The 11436-nt window shown below is 61.6% G+C and carries 8 protein-coding genes and 1 pseudogene; 8 read left to right on the forward strand and 1 reads right to left on the reverse strand.

Annotated features, from left to right (window positions below; translation table 11 throughout):
* The first annotated feature begins 43 nt into the window (after nt 1-43).
* The 8 genes from ACE04I_RS01260 to ACE04I_RS01295 all read left to right on the forward strand — a co-directional run bounded on the left by ACE04I_RS01260 (nt 44) and on the right by ACE04I_RS01295 (nt 9481).
* Nucleotides 44-451 (forward strand): F0F1 ATP synthase subunit epsilon, encoded by a 408-nt coding sequence (locus ACE04I_RS01260; protein WP_046796307.1) that lies wholly within the window; start codon nt 44-46, stop codon nt 449-451.
* Nucleotides 452-612: 161 nt separating this feature from the next.
* Entirely contained in the window at nt 613-1506 is an 894-nt protein-coding gene (locus ACE04I_RS01265; RefSeq protein ID WP_046796308.1) for a LysR family transcriptional regulator, read from the forward strand.
* Nucleotides 1507-1672: 166 nt separating this feature from the next.
* Nucleotides 1673-2152 (forward strand): formate dehydrogenase subunit gamma, encoded by a 480-nt coding sequence (locus tag ACE04I_RS01270; RefSeq protein ID WP_487206413.1) that lies wholly within the window; start codon nt 1673-1675, stop codon nt 2150-2152.
* Nucleotides 2149-3705 (forward strand): formate dehydrogenase beta subunit, encoded by a 1557-nt coding sequence (locus tag ACE04I_RS01275; RefSeq protein ID WP_487206414.1) that lies wholly within the window; start codon nt 2149-2151, stop codon nt 3703-3705. The genes ACE04I_RS01270 and ACE04I_RS01275 overlap by 4 nt, the downstream gene beginning before the upstream one ends.
* Nucleotides 3706-3709: 4 nt before the next feature.
* Nucleotides 3710-6589, forward strand: a complete 2880-nt coding sequence (fdhF, locus tag ACE04I_RS01280; protein ID WP_487206415.1) for a formate dehydrogenase subunit alpha — start codon at nt 3710-3712, stop codon at nt 6587-6589.
* Complete coding sequence (gene fdhD / locus ACE04I_RS01285; protein WP_487206416.1) at nt 6589-7410, forward strand: formate dehydrogenase accessory sulfurtransferase FdhD; 822 nt, start codon at nt 6589-6591, stop codon at nt 7408-7410. Before fdhF ends, fdhD begins: the two co-directional genes overlap by 1 nt.
* On the forward strand, nt 7400-7696 hold the full coding sequence (locus ACE04I_RS01290) for a formate dehydrogenase subunit delta (RefSeq protein ID WP_082118443.1): 297 nt from the start codon (nt 7400-7402) through the stop codon (nt 7694-7696). The genes fdhD and ACE04I_RS01290 overlap by 11 nt, the downstream gene beginning before the upstream one ends.
* A 123-nt stretch (nt 7697-7819) precedes the next feature.
* Nucleotides 7820-9481 (forward strand): OFA family MFS transporter, encoded by a 1662-nt coding sequence (locus ACE04I_RS01295; RefSeq protein ID WP_046796313.1) that lies wholly within the window; start codon nt 7820-7822, stop codon nt 9479-9481.
* An 82-nt stretch (nt 9482-9563) separates the two neighbouring features.
* On the opposite strand, the pseudogene ACE04I_RS01300 reads toward ACE04I_RS01295, so the two are convergent.
* Nucleotides 9564-11243, reverse strand: a pseudogene (locus ACE04I_RS01300) (methyl-accepting chemotaxis protein); the annotation flags it as partial.
* Between the last annotated feature and the right edge of the window lie 193 nt (nt 11244-11436).

Consider the following 11436-nt stretch of genomic DNA (forward strand, 5'->3'; position numbering starts at 1 on the left):
CCCCCCCCGCCTCTGCATGCAACACGTGAAGAAGTGAACCGCTATGGCCGACGCTTTCAACTTTGAACTGGTTTCGCCGGAGCGCCTGCTTGTCTCGGAGAAGGCTACGGAAGTCGTCATCCCGGCAACGCTTGGCGAAATGACGGTTCTGGCCAACCACGCGCCCACGATGACCACGGTCAAGCCCGGCATCGTCACGGTGAAGTTGGCCTCGGGACAGACGAACCAATACGTGGTGTTCGGCGGTTTCGCCGATATCCTCCCGACCGGCTGCACGCTCCTTGCCGAGGCGGCCGTGCCGATGAGCGAGATCAACCGCGAGACGCTTCAGAAGCGCATCGAGGCAACCCAGGCCGATGTCAATGCGGCGACCAGCCACGAGCACAAGACGAAGCTCGAGGAATATCTGGCGCAGTTGACGGATCTGCACGGCGCAATCCTGCCGGCCTGATCAGGGCAAAATGGGAATTCATCAAGGCGGCTGAAAAGCCGCCTTTTTCCTTTTCATCGTCGCGAGGTGCAGGCCATTTGCCGATCGGGGGAACGATTGGGCTTCGGCGCGCAGTTGTATCAAGGGTCGGAACGCGATAGCCCTTGCATGGGAGAGCGCCGATGATCGACAAGCTGGAATTCTTCATTGCATTGGCTCGTGAAGGCCATTTCGGCCGCGCGGCGGAAGAGTGCGGTATTACGCAACCGTCGCTTTCGGCTGCCATCCGGCAGCTCGAGGATCAGCTCGGTGTGCAGCTTGTGGTTCGCGGTTCGCGCTTCCAGGGCCTGACGCCCGAAGGGCAGCGGGTGCTGGAATGGGCGCGGCGAATTGTCGGCGATGCCCGCACCATGCGCGAGGAGATGCGTGCTGCCCGGAAAGGCCTTGCCGGGCATATCCGTCTCGCCTCCATCCCCACCGCGCTGGCGATGATCCCGCGACTCACAGAGCCTTTCCAGGAAAAGCATCCCGACGTGACGTTCTCGGTCGTATCCCGCAACTCGCTGCAGGTGCTTTCCCAACTCGACAATTTCGAGATCGACGCGGGCATCACCTATCTGGACAACGAGCCGCTCGGCCGCGTCACCAGCGTGCCTCTCTATGCCGAACGCTACAATCTGGTGACGGCGGTGGGCACGCAATATGCCGACCGCGAGCAGGTCACCTGGAAGGAAATGGCCGATCTTAGGCTTTGTCTATTGACGCCGGACATGCAGAACCGGCGGATCATCAACCAGCATCTCGCTGAGGCCGGAGTGACGATAAAGCCGATGCTCGAGTCGAACTCCATGGTGGTGCTGCTTTCGCATGTGGGGACCGGTCGCTGGGCCAGCATCATGCCCCGCAATGTCGCCCGATCCTTTGGGTTTTCGAAGCAGATTCGCACCATTCCGATCGTTGGTCCGGAGGCGAGCCACATCGTCGGGCTGGTGGCGACCCATCGCGAGCCGTTTACGCCTCTGGTTTCCGCCCTGCTTCATCAGGCGCGTAGCCTCACGCCGGCGGCCATGGCTTGATAGTTTTTTTCTATCGCGTAACCGATCTCCTTTATTGACGGTTGCGCCTCCCTGTTGTGACATTCCATCACAGTCGGCGAAGTAAGATTGTCGGACAGCTTCGCCGCGTCCTGTTCCGGACGGCGCTCCTCGCGCCGTTTCTGGACCAGCCGGGAGGCAATGAGACATGAACATACGCGTTTCCGCCGGCGACCTTGCTGAGCGGTCGCTTCAGATCATCAGGGATCTGAAGCATCTTGAAGGCCCGATGCTGCCGATCCTGCATGCGATCCAGGCGGAATTCGGCTATGTGCCGGACGAGGTGAAGCCGATCATCGCAAACGAGCTCAACCTGTCGCGCGCCGAGGTGCATGGCGTCGTCACCTTCTATCACGATTTCCGCGATCATCCGGCCGGCCGGCATGTGCTGAAGCTCTGTCGCGCGGAGGCTTGCCAATCGATGGGTGGCGACGGGATTGCAGAGCGCGTGAAGCAGCTTCTCGGCATCGACTTCCATGAAACGACGCGTGACGGAGCTGTGACGCTGGAGCCAGTCTTCTGTCTCGGCTTATGCGCCTGTGCGCCCGCTGCAATGCTCGATGATGAAGTCTACGGCCGGGTCGATGAGCACTGTCTTTCCGAAATCGTTGCGGAGGTTCGCCGATGACGGTGACGATATTCGTTCCGCGTGACGCAGCAGCGCTCGCGCTCGGCGCCGAGAAGGTGGCGAAAGCAGTCGCCCGGGAGATCGAGGCGCGTGGCCTCGACGCCAAGATCGTGCGCAACGGGTCGCGCGGCATGTTCTGGCTGGAGCCGCTGGTCGAAGTCGAAACCGATCGTGGGCGCATCGCCTACGGTCCCGTGAAGGCCGGCGATGTGGCAAGCCTCTTCGATGCAGGCCTGCTGAGCGGCGCACCTCATCCACTCTGTCTCGGGCTGACGGAGGAGATCGAGTTCCTTCGTCAGCAGACACGCCTGACCTTTGCGCGTTGCGGAATCACCGATCCGCTCTCGATCGAGGACTATCGCAAGCACAGCGGCTTTGCGGGTCTTGCGAAGGCCATCGCGACCACCCCCGCGGATATCGTGAAGGAAGTCACCGACAGCGGGCTTCGCGGCCGCGGCGGCGCAGGCTTTCCGACCGGCATCAAGTGGAAGACGGTGATGGATGCGGCGGGGCCGCAGAAATACATCGTCTGCAATGCCGACGAGGGCGATAGCGCCACCTTTGCCGACCGCATGATCATGGAGGGCGATCCCTTCGTACTGATCGAAGGCATGATTATCGCAGGCATCGCGACCGGCGCCACCAAGGGTTACGTCTATACCCGCTCGGAATATCCGCATGCGATCGCGACGATGACCGAAGCGATCAGGATCGCTGGCGAAGCCGGTATTCTCGGCTCCTCCGTCATGGGTTCCTCATACGCCTTCGACATCGAGATCCGCTCCGGCGCCGGCGCCTATGTCTGCGGCGAGGAGACTTCGCTCCTCAATTCGCTGGAGGGCAAGCGCGGCATCGTGCGCGCAAAGCCGCCGCTGCCGGCGCTGAAAGGCTTCCTCGGCCGGCCGACAGTGGTCAACAATGTCATTTCGCTGGCCTCCGTCCCGGTCATCATGGAGAGGGGTGCCGCCTTCTATCGTGATTTCGGCATGGGCCGGTCTCGCGGCACGATCCCGATCCAGATCGCCGGTAACGTCAGGCATGGCGGGCTTTTCGAGACGGCTTTCGGCCTTACGCTTGGAGAGATCGTCGATAGGAGCGGTGGCGGCACGGCGACGGGCCGGCCGGTGAAGGCGGTGCAGGTGGGCGGGCCGCTCGGGGCCTATTTCCCGCGCGCACTGTTCGATACGCCGTTCGACTACGAGGCTTTTGCAGCAAGGGATGGTCTGATCGGTCACGCCGGGATCACAGTCTTCGACGATGCCGTGGATATGCTGAAGCAGGCGCGGTTTGCCATGGAGTTCTGCGCTATCGAAAGCTGCGGCAAGTGCACGCCCTGCCGCATAGGCTCGACCCGAGGCGTCGAAACGGCGGATAAGATCGCCCAAGGCATCGAGCCCGAGAAGAATCGCGAGCTTCTGGCCGACCTCTGCAACACGATGAAGTTCGGTTCTCTCTGTGCGCTTGGCGGCTTCACGCCCTATCCGGTGATGAGCGCGATGACGCATTTCCCGGAGGATTTCGCCCCAACACCCCTCATCGAAGCGGCGGAGTGACACCATGTCCCTGATCCAAGAAATCGACTACGGAACGCCCGCTTCCCAATCCGAAGCCCAGGTGACGCTGACCATCGACGGGCGTGAGATCACCGTGCCGGAAGGCACCTCCATCATGCGCGCCTCCATGGAGGCAGGCATCAAGGTGCCGAAGCTCTGCGCGACGGATATGGTCGACGCGTTCGGTTCCTGCCGCCTCTGTCTCGTGGAGATCGAAGGCCGCAACGGTACGCCATCTTCCTGCACCACGCCGGTCACGCCGGGCATGATCGTCCACACGCAGACGGGACGGCTGAAGGACATACGCAAAGGCGTGATGGAGCTCTATATCTCCGACCACCCGCTCGACTGTCTCACCTGCGCCGCCAATGGCGACTGCGAGCTGCAGGACATGGCCGGCGCCGTAGGCCTTCGCGATGTACGCTACGGCTATGAGGGCGATAACCACGTCAAGGCGCGCAACAATGGCGAGGTCAACGCCAAGTGGATGCCGAAGGACGAGTCGAATCCGTATTTCACCTATGATCCTTCCAAGTGCATCGTCTGCTCCCGTTGCGTGCGCGCCTGCGAGGAAGTGCAGGGCACGTTTGCGCTGACGATCGAGGGGCGGGGCTTCGGGTCGCGCGTCTCGCCCGGCATGCACGAGCATTTTCTTGATTCCGAATGCGTTTCCTGCGGCGCCTGCGTACAGGCCTGCCCGACGGCGACGCTGACGGAAAAGTCGGTCATCGACATCGGCCAGCCGGAACATTCGGCGGTCACCACCTGCGCCTATTGCGGCGTCGGCTGCTCCTTCAAGGCGGAAATGCGCGGCGAGGAGTTGGTGCGCATGGTGCCTTATAAGGATGGCCAGGCGAACCGCGGCCATTCCTGCGTCAAAGGCCGCTTCGCCTATGGCTATGCCACCCACAAGGACCGCATCCTCAATCCGATGGTCCGTGAAAAGATCACCGATCCCTGGCGCGAGGTCACCTGGGAGGAGGCTTTCGCGTATGTGGCATCCGAATTCCGGCGCATCCAATATCAATACGGCCGCGATTCGATCGGCGGCATCACCTCCTCGCGCTGCACGAACGAGGAAACCTTCCTCGTCCAGAAGCTGATCCGCGCGGGCTTCGGCAACAACAACGTGGATACCTGCGCCCGCGTCTGCCATTCGCCGACCGGTTACGGTCTCGGCCAGGCCTTCGGTACATCGGCCGGCACGCAGAACTTCGATTCCGTCGAACAGAGCGATGTCGTCATCGTCATCGGCGCCAATCCGACCGATGGGCATCCGGTCTTCGGCTCGCGGCTCAAGAAGCGGCTTCGCCAGGGCGCCAAGCTGATCGTCATCGATCCGCGCCGTATCGACCTCGTCAAGACGCCGCATGTGGAGGCCTCCTATCACTTGCCGTTGCAACCCGGCACCAATGTCGCCGTGCTGACGTCGCTGGCGCATGTCATCGTCACGGAAGGCCTGTTCGACGAGAAATTCATCCGCGAGCGTTGCGACTGGTCCGAATTCGAGGATTGGGCGGCCTTCGTTTCCGAAGAGCAGCACAGCCCGGAAGCTGCCGAGACATATACCGGCGTTCCGGCCGAGCTCGTCCGGGGTGCGGCCCGTCTCTACGCCACCGGCGGAAATGGCGCGATCTACTACGGTCTCGGCGTCACCGAGCACAGCCAGGGCTCGACCACGGTCATGGCGATCGCCAATCTTGCCATGGTAACCGGCAATATCGGCCGCCCGGGTGTCGGCGTGAACCCGCTACGCGGCCAGAACAATGTGCAGGGCTCATGCGACATGGGTTCCTTTCCGCACGAGCTTCCGGGCTATCGCCACATCTCGGACGATGCCACGCGCGAGACCTTCGAGAAGCTCTGGGGCGTCACGCTCAACAACGAGCCGGGTCTGCGCATTCCCAATATGCTGGATGCCGCTGTCGAAGGCACTTTCAAGGGCATCTATATCCAGGGCGAGGATATCCTGCAGTCCGACCCGGACACCAAGCATGTCTCTGCCGGCCTCGCAGCGATGGAATGCGTCGTTGTCCACGATCTCTTCCTCAACGAGACCGCCAATTACGCCCACGTTTTCCTGCCGGGTTCCACCTTCCTGGAAAAGGATGGCACGTTCACCAATGCCGAACGCCGCATCAACCGCGTTCGCAAGGTCATGAGCCCGAAGAACGGCTATGCGGATTGGGAAGTCACCCAGAAGCTGGCGCAGGCGATGGGGCTTGCCTGGAATTACACGCATCCGTCCGAGATCATGGACGAGATCGCGGCGACGACGCCGAGCTTCGCGCTGGTCTCCTACGACTATCTCGAAAAGATGGGCTCTGTTCAGTGGCCTTGCAACGAGAAGTTCCCGGAAGGCTCGCCGATCATGCATGTCAACGGCTTCGTCCGTGGCAAGGGCAAGTTCATCCGCACGGAATATGTGCCGACGGACGAGAAGACCGGCCCGCGCTTCCCGCTGCTGCTGACCACCGGCCGCATCCTTAGCCAATACAACGTCGGCGCTCAGACCCGGCGTACGGAAAACGTCGCCTGGCATGCGGAAGACCGGCTGGAAATTCATCCGCACGATGCCGAGCAACGCGGCATCAAGGAAGGCGATTGGATCAAGCTCGCCAGCCGCTCGGGCGATACGACGCTGCGCGCCCTCATCACTGATCGCGTGGCGCCGGGCGTGGTCTATACGACCTTCCACCATCCCGACACGCAGGCGAACGTCATCACCACGGACTTCTCCGACTGGGCGACCAATTGTCCGGAATACAAAGTGACGGCAGTGCAGGTCTCACCTTCCAACGGTCCGACCGAGTGGCAGGAAGATTACGAGGAACTGTCACGTCGGTCGCGCCGCATCGCCGGCAAGCTGGAGGCTGCGGAGTGATGCCGGCCACCATCGCAACAGCTCTCGAGATTACGCGACGCAATGGCGTGATCCGCCGAGGCTCGCGGGTGGTGCCGGAGGAAGTGCCGATAGCTTTCTCCTATGACGGATCTACCCATGCGGTGATGATGGGCACACCGGCGGATCTCGAGGATTTCGCGGTGGGCTTCAGCCTGACGGAGGGCATTATTGCATCGGCGGCGGAAATCGAGGCGATCAACGTGATCGAGGAAGGTCCGGGACTCGATGTGCAGGTTACTCTTGCCCAGGAGAGGGAGGAGGCGCTGCGCGCGCGGCGGCGGCATATGGCCGGGCCGGTCGGTTGCGGTCTTTGCGGTATCGAATCGATCGAGCAGGCCGTGCGGCCGGTGCCGGATGTCTCGGCGGGCAGCGTGACGCTTTCAGCACGGGATATCGCCGAGGCTGCAGCAGCGCTCGGAGGCGCACAGGTTCTGAATGCGCAGACCCATGCGGTTCATGGCGCGGGGTTTTTCGTGCCCGGCGAGGGGCTTCTGGCGGTTCGCGAAGATGTCGGCCGGCACAATGCGCTCGACAAGCTCGCGGGTGCGGTCCTCAGCCAGGGGCTCGATGGGGCCGGTGGCGTGGTCGTCGTGACCAGCCGCATTTCCGTGGAAATGGTGCAGAAGGCCGCGATCATAGGGTCGTCGGTTCTGATCGCCATTTCCGCGCCTACGGCGCTCGCGATCCGCACCGCGGAAACCGCGGGCATGACGCTGATCGCGCTGACCCGTGGCGAGGATTTCGAGATTTTCACGCGCAGCGATCGCGTCAGTACCGGAGCAGTTGCCGATGTCGCATGACCAGACCCACGACAAGCTGATCCGTATGGCGAACCAGATCGCCACTTTCTTCATGTCGCAGCCGGAAGAGGTTCGGGTTGAGGGAGTTGCCACGCATATCAACAAGTTCTGGGAGCCGCGCATGCGGCGGCAGTTCTTCGAGCATCTCGACCGGGGCGGCGAGGGTTTGCTGCCGCTGGTGATCGAGGCCTCCGTGTTGATCCGCAGACCGGAGGATAAGGTCGGCCCTGCGAGCGGTGTCGGACAAGGCGCTGCCGAGAATGATCTAGCGGCAGGGGGCCGGTAGCGAATGAACCGCTTTCCTGGCCGAACAGGCCGGAAAGCGCTGCGTGAATGCACCCGCCGGTCGGGGACAAGCCCGGACGGGTGACGATCTTCAGTCACGACATTCCAGAGGAGGGTATTGTTAATGGCATTTGCAGGAACAACGGACGAGGGCCTGACAGGCAATGTCGGGCTCCTCGATAGGGAACGTATTGTCGCAAAAGCAGGCTTCAACCGCTGGCTCGTGCCGCCGGCGGCTTTGGCCATCCATCTTTGCATCGGGATGGCTTACGGCTTCAGCGTATTCTGGTTACCGCTCTCGCGGGCGATACCCGGAACGCCTGATCCATCATGTAGCAGCCTGAACCTGCTTTCCGCTCTCTTCACAACGACATGTAACTGGCGTGTTGCCGACCTCGGTTGGATCTATACGCTTTTCTTCGTGTTGCTAGGATGCTCGGCGGCGATCTGGGGCGGCTGGCTCGAGCGGGTAGGTCCGCGGAAGGCCGGCTTCGTCTCAGCCTGCTGCTGGTGCGGCGGCATTCTGGTCGCGGCTCTCGGCGTGATGACGCATCAGCTCTGGCTGATGTGGCTCGGCGCCGGGGTCATTGGCGGTGTCGGCCTCGGGCTCGGCTATATCTCGCCGGTCTCGACCCTCATCAAATGGTTTCCGGACCGCCGCGGCATGGCGACTGGCATGGCCATCATGGGCTTCGGCGGCGGTGCCATGATCGGCGCTCCGCTCGCCAATATTCTCATGAATTATTTCAAGACCGATATCTCCGTCGGTGTCTGGCAGACCTTCATCGTCATGGCGGTCATCTACTTCGCCTTCATGATGGGCGGCGCCTTCGGCTATCGCATTCCGCCGGCTGGCTGGCGTCCGGACGGGTGGACACCTCCGGCCAACAACGGCAAGGCTATGATCACCCATAAGCATGTCCACCTTCGCGACGCGCACAAGACCCCGCAGTTCTGGTTGATCTGGGCGGTGCTGTGCCTGAACGTGTCGGCCGGCATCGGGGTCATCGGCATGGCCTCACCGATGCTGCAGGAAATCTTCGCGGGCTCGCTGATCGGCCTCCCGGATCTTTCCTTCTCGCAGCTTGACGCCGGACAAAAGGCGCAGATCGCCGCCATCGCGGCGGGGTTCACCGGCCTCCTGTCGCTGTTCAACATCGGAGGGCGTTTCTTCTGGGCATCGCTTTCCGACAAGATCGGCCGCAAGAACACTTATTATGCCTTCTTCATCATCGGCATCGTGCTCTATGCGGCGGCTCCGACGCTTGCCGACATGGGCAGCAAGGCGCTCTTCGTGCTCGCCTTCGGCATCATCCTGTCCATGTATGGCGGCGGCTTCGCGACTATTCCGGCCTATCTCGCCGATATCTTCGGCACGCAGTTCGTTGGCGCCATCCATGGGCGTCTACTGACGGCCTGGGCGACGGCCGGCATCGTCGGTCCGGTGGTCGTGAACTACATCCGCGAAGCGCAGATCGCGGCGGGCGTGGCGCCGGGGCCCGCGCTTTATACCGGCACCATGTATATCCTCGCCGGCATGCTGGCGCTCGGCCTCATCGCCAATGCGTTGGTGCGGCCGCTCTCGGAAAAGTGGTTCATGCCGGATGAGGAAGTCGCTGCCCTGCAGGCCAGGACCGCTGCGGCGAATGCCGGCCCGACCGGTTCTTTCGGCATCGGCAAAGGCGGGCTCGATACCAAGGCGGCACTCGCCTGGGCCGTCGTCGGAATCCCGCTTCTCTGGGGTATTTGGGTAACGTTGAAGAGCAGCTTAGCTCTGTTCGGTTAAGAACCCCGGCAAAGGAAAAAGGCGGCCTTGGGCCGCCTTTTTTGTATTCACGCCTACAGCGGCGTCAGGCGGCGCGTGTTTGGAGCGTATGCTGGGCGCGTGGGCTTTCTTCCCTGCGCATATCGCCGATATCGAACTGAGCGAGAAGCTTCCGCAGGCTTTCGGCTTCACCCGCAAGCGAGTGGCTGGCTGCCGTGGTCTCTTCCACCATCGCGGCGTTCTGCTGGGTCGCCTGATCCATCAGGTTGACCGCATGATTGATCTCCTTCAGCCCGGTCGATTGCTCCCGCGAGGCTTCGACGATCGCAGCGACATTGCCGTGGATTTCCGCAACCTGGCCGACGATTTCGCGAAGTGCCGTTCCTGTTTGGCCAACCAGATCGACACCGTTGGAAACGAGTTGGCTCGACGTGTTGATGAGCGTCTTGATCTCCTTTGCGGCGCTTGCAGAGCGCTGGGCAAGTTCGCGCACTTCCTGCGCCACGACCGCAAAGCCTTTGCCGGCCTCCCCGGCCCGGGCAGCCTCCACCCCGGCATTCAGCGCCAGAAGGTTGGTCTGGAAGGCGATCTCGTCGATCACCGATATGATATTGGTGATCTCGCGGGAGGATTGGGCGATCTGATCCATGGCGGTGATCGCATCCCGAACGACAAGGCCGGATTGTTCGGCATTCTCCTTGGTGTGGGTCACCAGCCGCCCAGCCTCGTCTGCGCGCCGGCTGGCATCGGCCACCGTCGTCGTGATCTGGTCAAGGGCGGCGGCGGTTTCTTCGAGCGACGCCGCCTGCTGCTCTGTTCGCCGTGCAAGCTCGTCGGAAGCGTCGCGAATCTCGCCCGAAGCGGCGGCGATCGCCGAGGCGTTTTCCGCAACCGTCTGCATGGCATCGCGAAGCTTTGCCGCGACGGCATTGAAGTCATGCCGGGTCTTCTCCATGCTGGGCACGAAGGGTCGTTCGAGCTTCTGGGCAAGCTTTCCTTCCGCGAGATCCTGCAAACCGTTTCCAAGCTCGTCGATGGCGCTCATGCGTGGAGTGACGTCGGTGGCGAACTTCACCACCTTGCTCACCTGTCCGTTCATGTCCCGAATCGGATTGTAAGCGGCCTGAATCCATATTTCCCGGCCACCCTTTCCATAGCGCACGAATTCATCGGCAATGAACTCTCCCGCCGCAAGCCTGCGCCAGAAGGCAGCATACTCCGGGGAAGCCGCATAGGCCGGGTCGCAGAACATCCGGTGATGACGGCCCTTGATTTCGGAAAGCTCGTAGCCGAGCCCACGACAGAAGTTTTCGTTGGCAGTCAGGATCTCGCCTTCCGGCGTGAATTCGATGATCGCCTGCGACTGGTCCAGCGCCGTAAGCTTGCCCGCATCATCGGTAGCCTTGAGCTTGGCTGCGGTGATATCGGCCGCGAACTTGACGACCTTGTAAGGCTTGCCGGAGCGGAAGACCGGATTGTAGGACGCCTGAATCCAGACGTCGCCGCCCGCTTTAGTGATGCGCCTATACTCTCCCGCGTCGAATTTTCCCGCAGCGAGATTGGCCCAGAAATCTCGGTACTCGGCTGATGTGACATAGTCGGGATCGCAGAAGATGCGGTGGTGCTTTCCCTTTATCTCGGCCAGGCTGTAGCCCAAGGCGCGACAGAAGTTTTCGTTCGCGTAGAGAATGTTTCCCGTAAGATCGAATTCGATCACGGCCTGCGATCGCGATATGGCATCCACCACATGGCGCGCTTCCGCTGACTTGCCTAAACCCAACATGTTTGACCCCTCTGACAGGACGGGTTTCACGCCGTCCTCAGCCCATTTTCCAAATTTTTAGATGATACTCAACTTCAGGTTTCATACCTGTGGCCCCATTGGAGCATGTATAAATTAATAGGTAATTTATGAAAATTGCAGATACTGACCACATAGGTAAGTTTTTACTTACATTACAGAAAAAGCCGCCGGG

The organism is Rhizobium moroccans (assembly GCF_057559155.1).

What these genes read in the sequence shown, in the direction of transcription:
- ACE04I_RS01260 (WP_046796307.1), top strand. Translation starts at nt 44, where the DNA reads ATGGCCGACGCTTTCAACTTTGAACTGGTTTCGCCGGAGCGCCTGCTT.
- ACE04I_RS01290 (WP_082118443.1), top strand. Translation starts at nt 7,400, where the DNA reads ATGTCGCATGACCAGACCCACGACAAGCTGATCCGTATGGCGAACCAG.
- fdhF (WP_487206415.1), top strand. Translation starts at nt 3,710, where the DNA reads ATGTCCCTGATCCAAGAAATCGACTACGGAACGCCCGCTTCCCAATCC.
- fdhD (WP_487206416.1), top strand. Translation starts at nt 6,589, where the DNA reads ATGCCGGCCACCATCGCAACAGCTCTCGAGATTACGCGACGCAATGGC.
- ACE04I_RS01265 (WP_046796308.1), top strand. Translation starts at nt 613, where the DNA reads ATGATCGACAAGCTGGAATTCTTCATTGCATTGGCTCGTGAAGGCCAT.
- ACE04I_RS01275 (WP_487206414.1), top strand. Translation starts at nt 2,149, where the DNA reads ATGACGGTGACGATATTCGTTCCGCGTGACGCAGCAGCGCTCGCGCTC.
- ACE04I_RS01270 (WP_487206413.1), top strand. Translation starts at nt 1,673, where the DNA reads ATGAACATACGCGTTTCCGCCGGCGACCTTGCTGAGCGGTCGCTTCAG.
- ACE04I_RS01295 (WP_046796313.1), top strand. Translation starts at nt 7,820, where the DNA reads ATGGCATTTGCAGGAACAACGGACGAGGGCCTGACAGGCAATGTCGGG.